At 71.9% G+C, this 18,232-nt stretch carries 14 protein-coding genes and 1 riboswitch; of the genes, 5 read left to right on the forward strand and 9 right to left on the reverse strand.

What is annotated here, in order from left to right; translation table 11 throughout:
* Nucleotides 1-42 precede the first annotated feature (42 nt).
* The 4 genes from QSK37_RS37995 to QSK37_RS51900 form a co-directional block, all read right to left on the reverse strand.
* Nucleotides 43-1,458 carry an RNA polymerase sigma factor gene (locus QSK37_RS37995; protein WP_285630715.1) on the reverse strand — a complete coding sequence of 472 codons (1,416 nt, stop codon included), beginning with the start codon at nt 1,456-1,458 and terminating at the stop codon, nt 43-45.
* Nucleotides 1,459-1,672: 214 nt separating this feature from the next.
* Entirely contained in the window at nt 1,673-3,358 is a 1,686-nt protein-coding gene (locus QSK37_RS38000) for an AMP-binding protein (RefSeq protein ID WP_285630718.1), read from the reverse strand.
* A 47-nt stretch (nt 3,359-3,405) separates the two neighbouring features.
* Nucleotides 3,406-4,911: an RNA polymerase sigma factor gene (locus tag QSK37_RS38005; RefSeq protein ID WP_285630720.1), complete on the reverse strand. Its 1,506-nt coding sequence runs from the start codon at nt 4,909-4,911 to the stop codon at nt 3,406-3,408.
* A gap of 192 nt (nt 4,912-5,103) precedes the next feature.
* Entirely contained in the window at nt 5,104-6,699 is a 1,596-nt protein-coding gene (locus QSK37_RS51900) for a substrate-binding domain-containing protein (protein ID WP_432705639.1), read from the reverse strand.
* 228 nt (nt 6,700-6,927) lie between these two features.
* Between QSK37_RS51900 and QSK37_RS51905 the strand changes: the two genes are divergently transcribed.
* The 3 genes from QSK37_RS51905 (at nt 6,928) to QSK37_RS38020 (ending at nt 9,981) form a co-directional block, all read left to right on the forward strand.
* Nucleotides 6,928-7,572, forward strand: coding sequence for a pentapeptide repeat-containing protein (locus tag QSK37_RS51905; protein ID WP_432705642.1), 645 nt, complete (start codon nt 6,928-6,930; stop codon nt 7,570-7,572).
* 413 nt (nt 7,573-7,985) lie between these two features.
* Nucleotides 7,986-8,978, forward strand: a complete 993-nt coding sequence (locus tag QSK37_RS38015; RefSeq protein WP_285630724.1) for an endonuclease/exonuclease/phosphatase family protein — start codon at nt 7,986-7,988, stop codon at nt 8,976-8,978.
* A 184-nt stretch (nt 8,979-9,162) separates the two neighbouring features.
* Nucleotides 9,163-9,981 (forward strand): TrmH family RNA methyltransferase, encoded by an 819-nt coding sequence (locus QSK37_RS38020; RefSeq protein WP_285630726.1) that lies wholly within the window; start codon nt 9,163-9,165, stop codon nt 9,979-9,981.
* Between the two features lie 23 nt (nt 9,982-10,004).
* Here QSK37_RS38020 and QSK37_RS38025 read toward each other — a convergent pair whose 3' ends face one another.
* A complete protein-coding gene (locus QSK37_RS38025) occupies nt 10,005-10,226 on the reverse strand; it encodes a hypothetical protein (RefSeq protein WP_285573919.1) in 222 nt (73 codons plus the stop codon).
* Here QSK37_RS38025 and QSK37_RS38030 point away from each other — a divergent pair.
* The gene (locus QSK37_RS38030) at nt 10,219-10,623 is read left to right on the forward strand and encodes a hypothetical protein (protein WP_285630728.1); all 405 of its coding nucleotides are present in this window, start codon (nt 10,219-10,221) and stop codon (nt 10,621-10,623) included. The two genes, QSK37_RS38025 and QSK37_RS38030, sit on opposite strands and share 8 nt — an antisense overlap.
* A gap of 132 nt (nt 10,624-10,755) precedes the next feature.
* Nucleotides 10,756-10,983: a hypothetical protein gene (locus tag QSK37_RS38035; protein ID WP_285630731.1), complete on the forward strand. Its 228-nt coding sequence runs from the start codon at nt 10,756-10,758 to the stop codon at nt 10,981-10,983.
* A 98-nt stretch (nt 10,984-11,081) separates the two neighbouring features.
* Here the strand turns inward: QSK37_RS38035 and QSK37_RS38040 are convergent, their stop codons facing one another.
* The 4 genes from QSK37_RS38040 to QSK37_RS38055 form a co-directional block, all read right to left on the reverse strand.
* Nucleotides 11,082-11,450 carry a hypothetical protein gene (locus tag QSK37_RS38040; RefSeq protein ID WP_285630734.1) on the reverse strand — a complete coding sequence of 123 codons (369 nt, stop codon included), beginning with the start codon at nt 11,448-11,450 and terminating at the stop codon, nt 11,082-11,084.
* A complete protein-coding gene (locus QSK37_RS38045; protein WP_285630737.1) occupies nt 11,447-13,948 on the reverse strand; it encodes an SseB family protein in 2,502 nt (833 codons plus the stop codon). The genes QSK37_RS38040 and QSK37_RS38045 overlap by 4 nt, the downstream gene beginning before the upstream one ends.
* Before the next feature lie 146 nt (nt 13,949-14,094).
* Nucleotides 14,095-15,345: an aminotransferase class V-fold PLP-dependent enzyme gene (locus tag QSK37_RS38050; RefSeq protein WP_285630738.1), complete on the reverse strand. Its 1,251-nt coding sequence runs from the start codon at nt 15,343-15,345 to the stop codon at nt 14,095-14,097.
* A gap of 36 nt (nt 15,346-15,381) precedes the next feature.
* Nucleotides 15,382-15,495, reverse strand: a riboswitch (SAM riboswitch).
* Between the two features lie 77 nt (nt 15,496-15,572).
* Nucleotides 15,573-18,200, reverse strand: a complete 2,628-nt coding sequence (locus QSK37_RS38055) for a transglycosylase domain-containing protein (RefSeq protein ID WP_285630740.1) — start codon at nt 18,198-18,200, stop codon at nt 15,573-15,575.
* Nucleotides 18,201-18,232 lie beyond the last annotated feature (32 nt).

Raw genomic sequence — 18,232 nt, forward strand, 5'->3', positions numbered from 1 at the left:
GGCCACTTGAGGCCCGCGGCGCCGGACCACCCGGTGGGCCGGTCAGCAGCTCCAGGTGACGTTCGCCAACGCGCCCGAGTCGAACGTCACCGAGCCGCTGCCGCTGCCGAAGCAGAAGCTGTCGGTCCTCGTGACGGTGACCGAGGCGTGTCCGCCCGCGCTGAGGCTTCCGCCGCCGCCCGCGTTGATGCTGCCGCTGGTCCCGGTCACGCTCCAGGTGACCGGGCCGCCCTTGGCGGTGACCGTCACCGAGCAGTGGCGGGTGCCGGACATGTGGCAGCCGGAGACGGACAGCGTGCCCGGCTGCTGCGGCGGCTTCGGCTTCGGGTGGTGGGTGCGCGGTTTCGTCGTGCTCGGGGTCGGCGTCGGGGTCTTGCTCGACTTGGACGGGGTCGGGCTCGGTGTGTCGCTGGCGGACGGCTCGGGCGCGGCCGAGTCCGACGGAAGCCGGTCGTCGGCCGACGACGACTCGCTCGGCGCGGCGATGGGCTGCTGGCCACTCGTCTTCTCCTGGCCCGACCCGGGCAGCAGGAGGAACACCCCGATCACGATCACGAGCACGCACGCGACGGCGGCGAAGACCGGCCACAGGCGCGAGCCCCTGCGCTCCGGCCCCGGCTCCGGCACGGGTTCCGGCTCGGGCGCGGGATCGGCGCGCATCGCGATCGTCTCCCGCAGCTCCGCGAGCTCGGGGGCCGCGGCCGTGCCGAGCACGCGCGAGCGCAGCGCGGCGGGGAGGGCCGCCGCAGGCATGGCGTTCAGGAGGCGCGCGGTGGCGACCTTGCGGCTGCCCCGTTCGCCGCAGATCGGGCAGCTCGCGATATGGCGGGCGAGCTTCCCGCAGGACTCGGTGTCCAACGGCGCGTCGGGCGGACCGGCCAGCGCCGCCACGCTCGGGCAGTCCTCGCGCCCGGTCGCCGCCACCACCACGGCGGCGAACGCGTCGTCCAGGTCGTGCCGGGCCTGGGCCACGTGCACGGACGCCTCGTGCGGCGTCACGTCGAGGACCTCGGCGAGCTCGTGCGGGTCCAGCTCGTGCCGCAGGAACAGGTCGAGCGACTCCCGCTGGGAGCCGTTGAGCACGAGCAGCGCCGCGTGCACGAGCCGGCGCGTCGCCTCGTCCGCCTCGGCCCCGTCCGCCTCCGGCGCGCGCTGGCGCTCGGCGGGCGCCTCGCCGTACGCGCGGCGGCGCAGGCACTCCTCCCGGGTCACGGCGTACAGCCAGCCGCGGAACAGGCGCGCGTCGGTGATGCGCCCGATGCGCTCCTGGACGGTGATCAGGGAGTCGTGCAGTGCCTGGGCCGCGGCCTCCTGGTCGCGGAGGAGGACGTGGCAGTAGTCGAACAGCCGTGGGGCGTACGAGTCGTAAATCTCCGGCAGGGCGTTGGGATCACCGGCGTACAGCGACTGCGCGAGTCGCTGGTCGGCGGCCCTGTCGATACTCGGCCATGCGGCCACTGAGTCCTCCTGCTGAACTGGTGGGGCACGAGGTCACAGACGCCCCACCCGGTGCGTGGGTTCACAGGATCCTGCCACCATTTACAGCTACTTTGGAGGATTTAATGGCAATTAAGTCATGATCAGCTACCGAGCGTTGTCAGATCCGGCGATCTGCCGCGAGTCCCATGACGGACGGTCACCGGTCACCGGTGACCCTCGACCCTCCGGCCCCTCAGCTCTTCAGGTCGGGGAAGTCCTCCTCGCGGAACTCCTCCGAGCGGCGTTCGCCGTCCTCCAGCCCCCGCAGCTCGACCCGGCGGATCTTGCCGGAGATCGTCTTGGGCAGGTCCGTGAACTCGACGCGCCGCACCCGCTTGTACGCCGCGAGGTGCTCCCGGCAGTGGGCGAGGATCGCGCGCGCCGTCTCGGCCGTCGGCTCGTGCCCGGCCGCCAGGCTGACGTACGCCTTCGGCACCGCGAGGCGTACCGGATCGGGCGCGGGCACCACGGCGGCCTCGGCCACCGCCTCGTGCTCCAGCAGCACGCTCTCCAGCTCGAACGGCGAGATGCGGTAGTCCGACGCCTTGAACACGTCGTCGGTACGGCCCACGAACGTGATGTAGCCGTCCGCGTCTCTCGTCGCGACGTCGCCCGTGTGGTAGTAGCCGCCGGCCATGGCCGCGTCGTTCAGCTCGGCGTCGCCGTGGTAGCCGACCATCAGCGCCGCCGGGCGGTCGGACAGGTCGATGCAGACCTCGCCCTCGTCGCCCTTCTCCCCGGTGGCCGGGTCGATCAGGGCGATCGTGTAACCGGGCAGCGGCCGCCCCATGGAGCCGGGCTTGAGCGGCTGGCCGGGGGAGTTGCCGATCTGCGCCGTCGTCTCGGTCTGGCCGTACCCGTCACGGATGGTCAGGCCCCAGTGCTTGCGCACCTGGTCGATGATCTCCGGGTTCAACGGCTCGCCGGCCGCCACGACCGTGCGCAGCGGGAGCCGCCACGCGGACAGGTCCTCCTGGATGAGCATGCGCCACACGGTCGGCGGGGCGCAGAAGCTCGTGACCTCGCAGCGCTTCAGCACATCGAGCATCGCGGGCGCGGAGAAGCGTGTGTAGTTGAAGACCAGCACGCAGGCGCCGGCGTTCCACGGCGCGAAGAAGTTGCTCCACGCGTGCTTGGCCCAGCCCGGTGAGGAGACGTTGAGGTGGATGTCGCCGGGGCGCAGCCCGATCCAGTACATCGTGGACAGGTGACCCACCGGGTACGACGCGTAGGTGTGCTCGACCAGCTTCGGCTTGTCCGTCGTGCCCGAGGTGAAGTACAGCAGCAGCGTGTCCTCGCCGTGCGTCGTCTCCTCACCCCCGGCGTACGGCTCGGCGCCGTACGCGTCCTCGTACGACAGCCAGCCCTCGGCCGAGCCGACCGAGATCCGCGTCCACTCGCCGGCGAGACCGTCGAACTTGGCCGTGTCACCGGCGCCGGTGACGACGTGCCGGACGCCGCCGCGTTCGATGCGGTCGGTGAGGTCGGCCGGGGTGAGCAGCGTGGTCGCCGGGATGACGACGGCGCCCAGCTTCATCGCGGCGAGCATCGTCTCCCAGAGCTCGACCTGGTTGCCGAGCATGAGCAGGATCCGGTCGCCCCGTGCGACGCCGTGGCTCCGCAGCCAGCCCGCCACCCTGCTCGACCGCCCGGCGAGCTCGGCGAACGTGAGCTTGGTCTCCGAGCCGTCCTCTTCCACGATCCACAGCGCCGGGGCGTCCGGCGACTCGGCGGCGAGCACGCCGTCGAACCAGTCCACGGCCCAGTTCAGGCCGGGCGCGTCGGGCCATCGGAACCCGTTGCGTGCGGCGTCGTAGTCTTCGGCCCGCGCCAGGAGGAAGTCGCGAGCCGCTTTGAAGGTGGCGGCATCGGGGGTCATGTGCGCATCCTGGCACTGCCCCACCGATCAGGTAAATACCGTGACGATCAGCCGATGGGGAAGCAGGACCAGGTGACGTTGGAGGAACCGTTCGGCGAGAAGAAGACTGTGGCGCTCCTGGTCGTCCCTGAACAAGTGTCCTCGCTCCGAGTCACCGTGACCTGCACCGACCTTCCCTTCGCAAGCTTGCCGCTCGACGGGGAGACCGACACCGGACCGGAGGTCGAGGAGTTCCACGACACTAGACCGCCGACGGCCGTCACCGTGACGGTGCAGGTGGTGCCCGTGTCCATGTCGCACGTGCCGTCGGCGGACAGGGTGCCCGGCGTCGGCTTGGGGGCCGGCTTGTGGGTCTTCGGCGGGGCCGGGCGGTGGGTGGTCGGGGTCGGCGTCGGCGTGTGCTTGGTGGGAGTGGGCGACGGCGAGTGCTTGGTCTTCGACGGGGACGGCTCGACGCTGTCGGTCGGCGAGGGGAAGTCCGACGGGCTGTCGCTCGGGGGAGCGGCCGCGGCGTCGCCGGGGACCTTGTTGTTCAGGTTCTTGGGGGTGTCCGACCCGCCGCCCGTCAGCAGGAAGATCGCCCCGATGACGAGCACGACGCACGCGGCCACCGCGACGGCCGGCAGCAGGTGCGAGGACGTCCCGTCGCCCCGCTTCTCCTTGCGGGCCGGCTGCGCGCGGCGTTCGAGGCTGGTCGGCCAGCCCCACACGTCGAACGGCTCGGCGCGCTGCGCGATGCGCGTGCGGTTCTCGTGCTGGTCGGGCGCTTCGGCGAGCGACAGCACCGCCATCCGCAGGTCGGACGGGATCGCCGCGACCGGCAGTACCTGCATCAGCCGGTTCGTGGAGACCTTGCGCTTGCGGCGGTCGCGGCAGACCGGGCAGGACTCGATGTGGCGGATCAGCTTGCGCGCGACGTCCTGCGGCAGCGGCCACTCGTCCTCGTTCACGAGCGCGGCCACGCTCGGGCAGTCGCCGCGTCCCGTACGTGCGATGATCGCGGCGGCGAGGGAGTTGTCGAGGTCGTCGCGTGCCTGGGCGACCAGCTCGGTCGCCTGCTGGGACGAGATGCCCAGCACGCCGCCGAGCTCCTCGGCGGACAGGTCGTGCCGCGCGGACAGGTCGATCGCCTCGCGGTGGCGGGCGGCCATCCCGGCGAGGGCGCTGTGCACGAGCTGCCGGGTCTCCTCGAGCCGCTGACGCTCCTCGGCGTCGAGGAAGGCGTCCTCGTTCTGCTCCGGCGCCGCGTGGCCGTGTTCGGGCCGCTCCGGGTCGGCGAGCTGCCGCAGGCACTCGTTGCGGACGATGGCATAGACCCAGCTGCGGAAACGCTCCGGCTCGCGCAGCTTGCCGATGTGCTCCTGCGTCGCGATGAGCGAGTCGTGCAGGGCGTCCGCGGCCAGGTCCTGGTCGCGGAGCAGTGCGTGACAGTAGTCGAACAGGCGTGGCGCGTAGAAGTCGTAGATCTCCGCGAGTGCGGCGGCGTCACCGTCGCGCAGCGACTGCGCCAGCCGACGATCCTCTACACGGCCGAGACTGGGCCAACCGGCCACAGGGTCCTCCCGAGAGTGTCATGCCCGGACAGGCCCCCGGAAGTGAAGAAGGAGGCCCGACGCCCCGCTCCCGTCGGGCCTCCTTCATGTACAAGACGCCGCAGCCGGGAGCCTGGTTTACAGGATCCTGCCACTACTCCAAGAAAATCCTCTCGCGAATGATTAGACCGATATGAACTCGTGTTGGCGATTTCAGTGGCACTGCGGCGCGCAGATGCGCCGCGCGATCGTCTCCAGCAGGAAACGCTGCACGTCCTGAGGCTTCAGGGCGTGGAACGCCTCACCGTTGGTCTCCGCGGCGACCTTCTGCATCGCGGACATGTCCACGTCCGGCCCGAAGCCGATGAAGACGACCTCGACGGGCCGGTCCGGGTCGGCCTCCTTCTTCAGCGTGCTGAGCAGGCCGGCGAGGGAGATGCCGTGGACGTCGTCGTTCTTCCCGTCGGTCAGCACGAGGACGGAGTGGTAGTAGCCCGGCTTGTAGGTCTTCTGCAGCGACCGCACGCTCGCGAGTACCGAGTCGTACAGGCCGGTGTTGCCGGTCGGCTTCGGGCGTACGCGGCCGAGAGCGGACAGGATCGCCTGCCTTCGCGTGCCCGAACCCAGACGCGTGGACAACGGTCCGATCGGCACCTCGGTCCGGTAGTCCAGGGCGCCGTTCAGGTTCGTGGAGAAGGTCCACAGCCCCAGGTCGGTGTCGTCGGGCAGCATCGCGAGGCCGTTCTGCGCGATCTGCGCGGTCGCCTGCATGCGCGTCAGGCCGTTCCCGACCGGCTGGGCCATCGACCCCGACACGTCGAGGAGAGTCAGCATCCGGGTGCGCAGCGAGAGCTTGGTCCACGCCTGCATGACGTCGGTGACGTCACCGACGGCCGGGGTCGGCAGCGCGCGCGGCACCCGCGGGCTCAGCCCGTTCTGGGTGGTGAAGCCGTCGCCCGGATGGCCGTCGGGGGTGCGGAAGCCGAGCGAGCGCACGGCGTTCTTCGCCTCGGTGCCGCCGAGCGCCTGCTCGAGCAGGCCGGCCGCGCTCACCTTGTCCTCGTCGTCGGTGGCGAGCGTGAACGGGTAGTCGAGGCTCAGCAGGCCCTCGCTGGGATACAGCGCCGTGGCCGGAGCGGAGGGGTTGCCACGGTTGAACTTCCACACCGCCTGCTCGGGCACGATCACCACCGGCGCCCGTCCGTGCAGGTCGCGGTGGAAGCTGGCGAACAGGGCCTGCGGCGTCGGCGAGAGGCTGTTCTGCACGTTGCGGACGATCTGGGTGAAGATCGGGTCGGCGTTCGGGTCGCCCTGCAGCAGCTCGCGGGTCATGACCACCGCGCCGATGCCGCCCGCGTTGCGGTTCGGGTCGAGGATCTGCAGGTGCACCGAGTCGGCGGGGAGCATGTCGTTCTTGCTCACCGCGCCCGCGGAGAGCGCGTCGGTGGCCTTGAGCAGCATGTCCCACGTCGGGCGGATGCCCTCACTGTGGATCTTGTTGGCGAACGTCCGCGACGTGGCGACGACGATCGGCGTCTTGGCCAGCGAGGTCGGGGTCAGATGCACGCTCGACGCGCCCTTGGCCGTGCTGCGTACGAGCGTGACCCACAGCGAGGAGTCGGGGATCCACACGTCCGGGTCGGCCTCGCCCGGCACGGACCCTCCGCCGGACAGCACGGTGGACATGCCGGCCGGGTCGGACGCCTTGACCGTCGCCTGCACGCACTTGCCGTTCACCGAGTGCCGCGCGTCGTCGAAGGACTTGGTGACCTGGCTGATGGCCGGGGCGATCTCCGGCGCCGCCGCCACGTTGAGCTTGATCGCGTGGCTGCCGCAGCCCCGCGGTCCCGCGAGCGCGTACGCGCCCGCGCCGAGCAGGATGGCAAGGCCGATGGCGCCCGCGAGCGGGCCGATCAGCGTGCTGAGCGACCGGCGGCGTGCGGCGCGGCGCCGCCCTCCGCCGCCCGGGGCCGAGCCCGCCCGGCGGCGGACGCCCTCGTCGCGTCCGCTTCCGCGCCGTCTCCGACCGTCGCGGCCGTGACCGTCCTGCCCGAAGTCGTCCTGCCCGAAGCCATCTTGCCCGGGACCGCCTTGCCCGGGACCGCCTTGACCGGGGCCGCCTTGCCCGGGGCCGCCTTGACCGGGGCCGCCTCGACCCGGGCCGCCTCGACCGGGGCCGCCCTGTCCGGGGCCACCTTGACCGGGGCCGCCCTGTCCGGGGCCACCTCGACCAGGGCCGCCTTGACCCGGACCGCCTTGACCGGGGCCGCCCTGTCCGGGACCGCCTTGACCCGGACCGCCCTGGCCCGCGCCGCCGGGGCCGCCCTGGGGGGGAAGGCCCTGACCCGGACCGTTCGGCGGCCCTCCGTAGTTTCCGTATCCCTGGCTGCGGAAGTCCGAGCCGCCGTACCCGCCGGCCGCCATGCCGACACCGGACCGGCCGAGACCGGGTCCGGTGTAGCCGTCGCGCCCCTGCCCGGGGCCCCGGTCGTCAGCCGGGCCGCCCGCGTACCCGCCACCGCCCGCGGGGTCGTTCGGGTAACCGCCGTACGGGTCGCGTCCGCCGCTCGCGCCGAAGGGATCCCGCTGGGACGGCGGGTGTTGAGGACCCGTGTCGCCGGAGTTCGCGCCGGTGGGCGGCACCGGACGGCCCGGCCACCCCTCCTCCGGCGTGCCGCCTGAGGGCTCCTCCTTGCGGCGACGTCCGCTCACGATGTCCTCTTTCGCGGGAGATGGGTGGATATAGAGCGGCACTGTAGCCTCCCCTTCCCGATGTGACCAAAGAGGCCAGTGAGAACTTTCCGCAGGTCAACGCGGCCCGGTCATGACTGGAAACCTTGCTCGCCGGTAAAGAAACCAACTTCGGTGAGCGCCCGTGAGTTGACTTCCGGGCCGATGCGCTGCGCCGTCGTGGAAAGGAGGCGGTAAGGAACCCGGTCACGGCCGGTTGACCCGATCGCCGCGGGCGAGCGCCGGTGACGGCCCGCCCACGTGGCGTCAACGGATTCGGTCTGGTATACGGGCGAACCTGAACCCGCCGGTCAGCTTCGTCGTGCACAGTAGGGCAGGGGCCCACGTCGACGGGGGAGCGGCAGATGACGAGACTCGCGACCGTACGGGACGACGACGCGACGGCACACCCGGTCACGCGACGGCGGTGGACAACGGTGATCACCTGGATTCTCGTGGCCGTCTGGCTGCTGTGGGCGGTCGCCCGCCTCGTCGGCGTCGACCGGCTGTCCTCCTTCTCCTCGATCCTGATCCCGGCGATGGCCGTGGTGCCGTACGTCGCGGCGGGCGTGGTCATCCCGCTCGCCGTCGCCGCGCTGACCCGCGACCGGGTCGCGCTCGCGGTCACGGTCGCCGTCGCCGCGGTGTACGCCGGCATCGTGCTGCCCAGGGCGTTCGGCGGCGGGCAGCCGCACGCGGCCGGCCCGCGGCTGCGGATCCTCACCGCCAACCTCAAGTTCGGCCAGGCCGGCGACGAGGGCCTGGTCGACCTCGTCCGGCGCACCGGCGCCGACATCCTCAGCGTGCAGGAGTTCACCCCGGCGGCGGCCGAGCGGCTCGACGCGGCGGGCATCGAGGGCCTGATGCCGTACCGGGTGATCGACCCGCGCGGCGGCCCCGAGGGCACCGGCCTGTACTCCCGCTATCCGCTCACCGAACAGCCCGACCGCGGACCCACCACGTTCGCGATGGTGAACGCGATCGTGCGGGTGCCGGACGCCGCGCCCGTACGCTTCACCGCCGCGCACCCGCCGGCGCCGCTCGGCCCGGACGCCGCGAGGTGGCGGCACGACCTGAAGGAGATCCCGCCGCCCACCCCGCACGGGGAGGTCGGCATCGTCGCGGGCGACTTCAACGCCACACTCGACCACGCACCGCTGCGCCGCCTGATCGGGGAGGGCTTCACGGACGCCGCGGACGCGACCGGACAGGGCCTCGTGCCGACGTTCCGCCCCTGGCCGCCGATCACGATCGACCACGTGCTCGCCGACCGGCGCTGCGCGATCGAACGGGTGAAGGTCTACCTCCAGCCCGCCAGCGACCACCGCGCCCTCTTCACCGAACTCCGGCTGCCCTGACCGAGCGCAGCGAGGGAATCAAAAGGCACGCCCCGGCGGTCGCTCTCTCCGATGTAGGAGGACCCCTGGCCGAGTGGAGCGAGGGGATCAAAGGGCGCGCCCCGGCGGTCACTCTCTCCGATGGAGGAGGACCGCTGGCCGAGCGGAGCACGGTCTTCACCGTGGAGGCCGCGATACTGGGGGCATGGCCCGCCTGATCCCCGTCGCCGACCCGGCCGACCCGCGTCTCGCCGACTACACCCGCCTGCGCGACGTGAACCTCCGCAAGAGCCTGGAGGCCGAGCACGGCCTGTTCATGGCCGAGGGCGAGAAGGTCATCCGCCGGGCGATCGCCACGGGCCACCTCGTGCGGTCCGTGCTGGCCGCGCATCGCTGGGTCGAACCCCTGTCCGACGTGCTCGGCGACGCGCCGGTGTACGTCGTGGACGACGCGGTGGCCGAGGCGGTGACCGGGTTCCCGGTGCACCGCGGCGCGCTCGCGTCGATGGAACGCCTGCCGCTGCCGTCCGTCGGCGCGCTCCTGCCGGGCGTACGGCGGATCCTCGTCCTGGAGGACCTCGTCGACCACGGCAACGTCGGGGCGATCTTCCGGTGCGCCGCGGCCCTCGGCGTCGAGGCGGTCGTCCTGTCACCCCGCTGCGCGGACCCGCTGTACCGGCGGTCGGTCAAGGTGTCGATGGGTGCGGTCTTCGCCGTGCCGTACGCCCGGATGACCGACTGGCACGGCGGGCTGGCCGAACTGCGCGCGGCCGGGTTCACGCTGCTGGCGCTCACCCCGGACCAGTCGGCCACGCCGATCGGCAAGGCGCCGCTGGGCGAGCGGGTCGCCCTGATGCTCGGCGCGGAGGGCGACGGCCTGTCCTCCCGCTGGCTCCGCGAGGCCGACGAACCCGTCTGCATCCCGATGAGCGGCGACGCCATGGACCTCGGCGTCGACTCGCTCAACGTGGTCGCGGCCGCGGCGATCGCCTGCCACGAACTGATGCGCCCCGGCGTCCTGTAGTACCGGCGGCCGGTTCGCTGGGACTAGTGCGCGGCGCCGCCGGAACGGCGCGTCCTGCGGTGCGCGCCCTTCTGCTTCGGCGAGCGAGCGTTCGCCCGCCCGAGGCGTACCTGCGTCAGCAGCAGCGAGAAGGCGACGAGCAGCGCGGCGAGCCAGGCCGCCTGGGTGCTGGCGAGCTTGTCGAAGGTGAGCTCGTCGGCGGCGTCGGTGGTCCCGCGCATCTGCTGGGAGTTGCCGGTGTTCACGACCGGCGCGGTCGACGGCGCCTGCGTCGGCGCGATCGAGGGCAACACGGCCGGATCGTTCGAGGGAGCGACCGACGGCGTAGCCCCGGCCCCGGACGACTTACCCAACCCGCTAGGCAGGTTCGACGTGCTCGAACTGCCACTGCTACTGCTACTGCTGCTCCCGCTGGAGCTGCCGCTCTTACTTGACCCGCTGCTGGAGCCACCGGACTTCGTTGCCGACGGTGACGGCGACGGCGACGCGGCCTTCTTCACCGTAAGTGCCTGTTGCTTCGAAACCTCGGTGACGCCATCCCCCGCTGCGTACGCCGTCACCGTCACTTTGCCGCTTTTGTCCTGTGATGGGATCTTGACGGCGATGGCGATGTGTCGAGTTTTAGACAGGGTCGTCTTGTAAACGGTCGAACCGCTGGCGACGGAGGTCGCCGAGGCGCTCCGGTCCGCGTCGAGCGTCAGCTCGAAGTTTTTCACGTCACCGCCGGTCGCCGTTGCGACGACCTCCATCGACGCCTTTGCGCCCGGCGTCACCGTGCTCGGCACGCTGGCGAACTTCAACTCAATCGCCAGCGGCGGGGGAGTCGGGGTGGCCGAGTCCGAGTTCGACGGGGACGCTGAGGGGGACGTGCTGTCCGTCGTCTCCGCGATGGCTGCCGCGGTGCCACTGACCAGGACGATGCCTGTGCCAACGCTGATGATCAGTGGGGTTCGTACCGATCGTGCGAGCACCGCCCACGACCTCCTCAACGATCGCCGTTGATATCAACCCTACGCTTCGTCATGCGTGGGGTAAGAATCATGCGATCACGTCAAGCCCGATCAATCAACAGGGCAGGCGAACTTGTCGCCTCCAATGCCCTAAATGTTCTCTTCGCGTAGTTGGTCGATCTCTTCGCGTGAGACCCAGATCTGGTACACGCCGGCGTCGACCGTCTCCAGGCCCAGCGCCACCGCGACCGGGGCGCGGCCGCCCGCGTACTCCAGCCGCACCCAGCCGCCGTGCTCGCCGATGACGACGAAGGGCTCTCCCCGCCACGTGCAGTGCGTCCGGACGTACCGCAGGTCGTCCACCTCGGCGTCGCGGACGACCCGCACGAACCGGCCCGGGCGTACCTCGTCGAACCCCTCCTCCGGCGCGGTGGCGTAGAGCCGCACCTCGCCGTCCACGCCGGGCGTGGCGTCGTACTCCGCGTCACGCCAGCGCGCGGTGTAGCCGTCGCGAATCACTCCGTGTCCCCCCAGACCAGCCGGTCGGCGTCCCAGCGCGCGACGAAGCGTTCGGAGCCGTCGCCGCCGATGGCGTACATCTCCGAGCCGTGCGGCAGGCGCATGCTGTCGACCTTGTACTCGCGGATGCTGCCGGCGCTGCCCGGCGCGAAGCCGTCGCCGCCGAAGGGCGGGAGTTCGAGCACCCAGCCGCCGTCGCCCCACGACCGCATCGCCTCTTCGGTCTGGCCGCCGAACGGGATGCGGTAGAGCCCGGAACGGTACGCGGGCCAGCGGATGACGTGGACCTCGGCGTCGTCCGGGTGGAACGGCGAGCCCTCGCGCAGCAGGCCGAGCGACTCGTACAGCAGCCTCGGGGTGTTCAGGTCGACCACGTCCTGGACCCGGTGCACGAAGCCGGCCACCCGGTCGTACGCCTGCTCCAGGTGCCACGCGACCTGGTCGTGCGGCACGACCTTCTGCATGATGGCGAACGGCCCGCGCGGCGCCTCCACCGGCCGGTCGGCGGCGGGTGCGGGCCGTGCCCCGGCCTCCTGCGCCGCCTCGGCGTCGCCCTCGCGGCGCGGCTCGCCGACGGACACCGGGGCCGCGGCGCCGCCGAGCGGCATCCCGCCCTCGGGCATGGGCGGGGGGATGTCCTCGGCCACCCGCTCCGGGCCGACGGCGGACAGCGCGCGGATCTGCTCCCCGGACAGGACCAGCTCGATCGGCGTGCCCGGGTTGACCGAGACGCTCCAGCCGTGGTCGGGCCAGCCCGCCACCAGCTCGGCGAAGGTCGGCATGACGAAGCCGGTCGTGCCGACCGCCGCCTTCATCCAGTCGAAGGACGTGAACGCGAGCACGGACGGCCGCCCGCGTACGGGAACGGCCGACCAGGGGAAGGACGGGTCGCCGGGCCGTGTCTGCACGGCGGGCGGCGTACGGCTCCAGACCGGCAGGAACACCGTGGCGTCCATGAGGACCTTCACGATCATGTCCGCGTCGCCGCGCACGTCGAACATCTGGCGTTCGGCGTCGCTCTGCGCCGGGAAGTCGCGGGCCAGCCGCGCCGCGGCGGCGGCGTCGACCTGCTCGGCCATCGGGGTGACGCGGTCGCCGGGGAGTGACGCGCCGATCGCGGTGCCGCCGTTGATGACCAGCTCCAGCGCCGGGTCCGGCCAGAACCGCAGCACCTTGGCGAGGTCGGACAGCACGAACGGATGACCGCCCATCGCGTCGCGCATCCGCCCCGGCCCGGTGTAGATCGGCACGGCGGGACGCCCGGAGGAGTCGTCGACGTACCACTGGAACCCGGGGCGTCCCGGCGCCAGCATCGAGTCGCCGCCCTCGACGACCGGCACCCAGATCTGGCGTACGCCGAGCAGGGTCCGCAGGAACTCCTCGCGGTCACCGCGCGTCGCGGCGTCCAGCAGGCTCCGCTCCTCTTCGTCGAGCGGCGTGAACTCGGCGTCGGGGGTGAAGTGCAGCACGAGCGGCGACGCGTCCACGTCGAGCGGCCCGTCGAGCGGCGGCGGCACGTCGTACGCCGGCGCGGGCGGCGGCGCGCCCTGCGCGGGCTCGGCCACCGGGTCGGCGACGCCCACCGGCACCTGCTCGACCGGCACGGGCTCGGCCGGTGCGGGCTCGGCGGCCAGAGGCTCGGCGGGTACGGGCTCGGCGGGTACCGGCTCGGCCGGTGCGGGAACGGGCGGCGGGGGAGCGGGCGGGCCGGACTCCGGAGCCGGCACGGGCTCGGGCGCCGGTACGGGCTCGGGCGCCGGCGTGGGTTCGGGAGCCGGAGGCGCGCCGTGCTTCGGCATGATCGGGATGCCGTCGTGCACGGTCGTCTCGAAGGCGTCCTCGGACGGTATGGGGTCCGGGTTCGCGCCGTTCTGCACGGTCGCCGGCGCCACCTGCTGAAGCGGTGCGGTCGGCGGCACCGACTCCTGCGGCGGCGCGGCCTCCTGGGCCGGGACGGGCGGCGCGAGGGCCGGGTCCGGAGCCGGGGCGTCGCCCACCGGCGGCGCCGGTGCCTCCTGCGCCTGCGGGGGCGGCGCGGTCTCCGCGCCGGGAGCCGCCGCGACGCCCTGCTGCGGCTCCTCGCCGGGAACCGGCGCGATGCCCGCGGTGAGCTGACCGATGAACCAGGCCGGCAGATAGCCCTCGATGGGCAGGCCGGAGTTCAACGCGAGCCACCACTCCTGGTCCGGCCACGTGCGGGCCATGTCGGCCAGCGTCATGTGGACGAAGTGCTGGTACGCCGGGCCGAGGCACGCGCGCCCCGCCTCACCGGAGGTGTAGGCGAGCACCTGCGTACGACCGTCGCGGGTGCTGGTCGGCCAGGTGAACGCCCCCGGGTCGGCCAGCACCGACTCGGCCTCGCCCGGCGGCAGCGGAACGAACAGCTCCGCGCCGCTCACGAGTTTGAAGTAGGTGTCCTGGTCGCCATCGCGCAGCGCGTCACGGAGCTGGTTTTCGAGCTGATTCGCTGGCTCCCACGCGTCGGTCAATGTCGCCACCCCCCGGAAGCTCGATAGCGGAGTGTCCACCGTACCCGGATGAAACCGGCGGTGCTGCGGAGTATGCCGAGTCCGGTGGGACGGCCCGGCGCGCTCCGGACATCTGGGTCGCCCTGTCGGTGCACTTCGTCGATGACATGCGACTTTCAGTGACCGAGCCGCCGCAGGGCGGTGAGCAACCGGTCGATGTGCTGCTCGGTCGTGCCGATGCCGAAGCTCGCGCGCAGCGCCGTTCCGTCACCATTCTCACAGTCGCCGGCGCCCTCGCCGAGCAGCCGCCGCAGGAACGGATGTGCGCAAAACTTTCCGTCACGGAGCCCGATTCCGTACTTTTCGGACAACTCGGTCGCGACGTCGCGTGCGCGGCGGCCCTCCACGACGAACGACACGATGCCGACGCGCGGGCTCAGGTCGCCCCACAGGGACAGCTCACGTACGCCCGGGATGGCGGCCAGGCCGGTGCGCAGGCGGGCCAGCAGTCGCTCCTCCTCCGCGATGAGCCGGTCCCAGTCGGTGAGCGCCTCGCACGCCGCCGCGAGGGCCACGACGCCGAGGACGTTCGGGGTGCCCGCCTCGTGCCGCGCCTCCGGGTCGGTGGACCAGACGACCTGGTCGCCGACGCTGGCGGTCGCGCCGCCGCCGAACAGGTACGGCTCGGCGGCGCGCAGCCAGTCGGCCCGGCCGACGAGGCAGCCCGCGCCGAACGGGGCGTACAGCTTGTGCCCGGAGAACGCCACATAGTCCACGTCGAGCGCGGTCATGTCGAACGGCCGGTGCGGGACGAGCTGCGCCGCGTCCACGGCGATGCGCGCGCCGTGCTCCCGCGCCACCCGGGCGAGCTCGGCGACCGGCCACAGCTCGCCGGTCACGTTGGAGGCGGCGGTGACCACGAGCAGGCGCGGTCCGGCCGGGGCGGAGGCCAGCGCCTCGTCGGCGGCGGCGACCGCCGCGGACGGCGAGACGGGGGCCGGCAGCCGGACGACCCTGCCGCCGCGCTGCCACGGCAGGAGGGTCGCGTGGTGCTCGGACTCGAAGACGACCACGGTGGTGCCCTGCGGCAGCGCGTGCGCGAGGAGGTTCATCGCGTCGGTGGTGTTGCGGGTGAACACGACCGCGTCGCGGCGCCAGGCGCCGACGAACGCGCGCACGGTGCTCCGCGCGCGCTCGTACCGGTCGGTGGTCACCTGCGAGGCGTGGCCCGCCCCGCGGTGGACGCTGCTGTAGTAGGGGAGGGCGGCGTCGATCGCCGCGCGCACGTTCTCGAGACAGGGCGCGCTCGCGGCGTAGTCGAGGTTGGCGTACGGAATGCTGCCGCCTGAGACGGGGACGGGAACGTCCTGACCGATGACCCGGAGGGGGGCGGGGGCGAGGTCGATGACAGCGGACGCAGGGGACATGCGTAACCTCCAGCGGAGTCCAGGGACCCGCGAAGGGGTCCGCGCTTGCCTGACACGGTCGTGCCGGACCTGGTCATCACCCGGGGCACCCCGCCACGGACGGAGGGTTGCCGGCCAGCAAGCCGGGGCTTGACGCTGGCGCTCATGACCTGACGGAGAGAATACAACACCCGCCCGACGCGCCCCGTTGACGGGTGCTTCGGGCGGGTGTGCGGTTCGCGGTTGGGTCAGCCGGACAGGTTATGGATCCGGTGACCGTGCCGCTGCAGGCCGCGCTGCTGCGTGCCACCGGTCGGCGGCGGATCCGTCGGCGGCTCGCCGCCACCGCCGTTGCCGCCTCCGGGCGGGTCGACCGGCGGCGGGACCGGATCCGTCGGACCCGACGTCGGCGGGGCCGGCGGCCGCGACCCGGTCGGGTGCGGGCGCGGGTTGACCGGGACGGTCGTCGACCGGCCGCCCCCGCCGGTGTACACCGACGGCGCGCCGAACGACTTCGGCGGCAGGTGGAGCGCCTGGTCGGCCTGGACCACGTACGAACGCCAGATCCGCGCCGGCAGGTCACCGCCGTACGAGGAGTAGCCGGGGATGACCAGTGGCTTGTTGTCGCTGCGGAAGATGCCGACCGAGGCCGTGAGCTGCGGGATGAACCCGTTGAACCACAGCTGCTTGCCGTCGCTCGTCGTCCCGGTCTTGCCGGCGGCGTTCCGGTCGGGCAGCCCGGCGTTGGTGCCGGTGCCGGCGTCGACGACCTTCTGCATCGCGTACGTCGCGTCGCGCGCCACGGTCGTGCTGAACACGCGCTTGCCCGGCTCGGACACCTTGCGCGGCTTGCTGCCGGGAGCGGTGACCGACCTGATGACGTGCGGCGCGTGGTAGACGCCCTCCGAGGCGAACGTCGCGTAGCCCGCCGCCTGCTGCTGGACGCTGACGTCGGCGACGCCGAGCGGGAGCGTGGCGGCGTCCTTGTGCGGCTCCAGCTGCGCGGCCGGGATGCCGACCTTCTCCGCCATCGACACCACCTTGCCCAGGCCCACCTTCTGGCCGAGGTTGAGGTACGCGGTGTTGATGGAGTCCTGCGTCGCGGTGACGAGGTTCACCATGCCGAAGTTCTCGTTGTTGTCGTTCTGCAGATCGACCCCGGCGAAGCGCTGCGGCGAACTGCCGTCGACGTAGGTGTTGAGGCTCTCGCCGTCGGCCAGCGCGGCGGCCAGCACGTACGGCTTGAAGCCCGAACCCGCCTGGACCTTCGCGTCGAAGGCGTTGTTGAACTGCTGGTCGACGTAGTCCTTGCCGCCGTAGAAGGCGTTGATCTCACCGTTGTCCGGATCGATCGACACCAGCCCGGTCAGGATCTTCTTCGACGTGCCGGACGGCATGTTCTGCTTGACCGCCTGCCGCGCGGCGGCCATGAGGTCCTTGTCGAAGGTGGTCCGGACCTTCAGCCCGCCCATGTTGATCTGGTTGTCGGTGTAGCCCATGCGGCGCAGCTCGGCCTTGGCCTGGCTGACCATGTAGCCCTTGTCGCCGGCGTAGATCGATTTCTGCTTCTGCTTCGCCGGGGGAGGAAACTTCATCGTCGCGGCCTGCTGCTGGCTGATGGCGCCCATCTGGACCATGCCGCTGACGACGTACTGCCACCGCGCCTGCATGTACCCCTGGGCGCCCGGGATGGTGAGGTCGCCGGCGTAGGTCGGCACCTGGATCGCCGCCGCGAGGTAGGCGCCCTCCGCGGGGGTGAGCTGCTGCACGTCCTTGCCGTAGTACGCCTGCGCGGCCGACTCGATGCCGTACGCCTCGCGGCCGAAGTAGATGGTGTTGAGGTACTGCTGGAGGATCCAGTCCTTGTTCTTCTCGCGCGAGACCTTCAGCGCGACCATGATCTCTTTGAGCTTCCGGCCCGCGGTGCGCTGCTGGGACAGGCCGCTGTAGTAGTTGCGCACCATCTGCTGGGTGATGGTCGAGCCGCCCTGCATCGAACCGCCGGTCAGCGTCGCCCAGACCGCGCGCGCCGAGCCCTTCACCGAGACGCCCGAGTCGCTGTAGAAGCTGCGGTTCTCCGCCGAGATGACCGCGTCGCGCACCTGCGGGGGGACGGCCTTCAGGTCGATCGGGCGGCGGTCGAAGTCGCCGGTGCGCGCGATGACCGTCTTGCCGTCGTTGTAGTAGAACACCGACTGCTGCGCCTTGGCGGTGGGCTGGGCGGAGCTGGGGACCGGTGTCATCAGGTAGACGACGATGAAGCCGATGATGGGCAGCAGCACCAGGACGCCGAGCACGTACGCCGCCCGCCGCGCGTACTTGATGCGGCGGTCCTGCGGTTTCTTGGTCTTCTTTCCCGCCTTGGCGGGCTTTCCCGGCGCGTCCTTGGAGGCGGCGGCCGCGAGGCGTACGCCCCCGGGCTCGTCCGCGTCCTCGTCGGCCTTGTCGTCCTCGGGCGGGATGATGACCGGCTTGGTCGCGTCGGCCGGGGCGGGCTCGTCCGTCGATCCGGGGGAGGGGGTGTCGCCCGGAGGGGGCGTCGCGGCCGTGGCGTCGTCGCCCTTTTCGCCGTCGCCGTCGCCGTCGTCGTCGGCGAGGTCGCGTTCGGGCGTGTCGTCGCGCTCGTCGTCCGTGTCGCGCATACCGGCGACCGGGATGTCCCGGGCGGTGGTCGCCGCGCCGCGGACAGGAGTCTCCTCGGCGGCCGGGTCGGCGTCGCTCACGGGCATGTCGTGCGCCGTGTCCTCGGGGTCGTTCGTGTTCTCCGTGACCTCGTCACCGCGCGTCGCCGCGGCGTCCTCGTCCGGTTCGTGCCGCGAGCCGCCGCCGTCCGCGGACAGGTTCGCGTCACCGTTATTTACTGGCTTGTCAGACATTTCGGGCTCCCCAGCCCTTGATGACGTCGTTG

The organism is Actinoallomurus iriomotensis (genome assembly GCF_030269445.1).
Lineage (GTDB): Bacteria > Actinomycetota > Actinomycetes > Streptosporangiales > Streptosporangiaceae > Actinoallomurus > Actinoallomurus iriomotensis.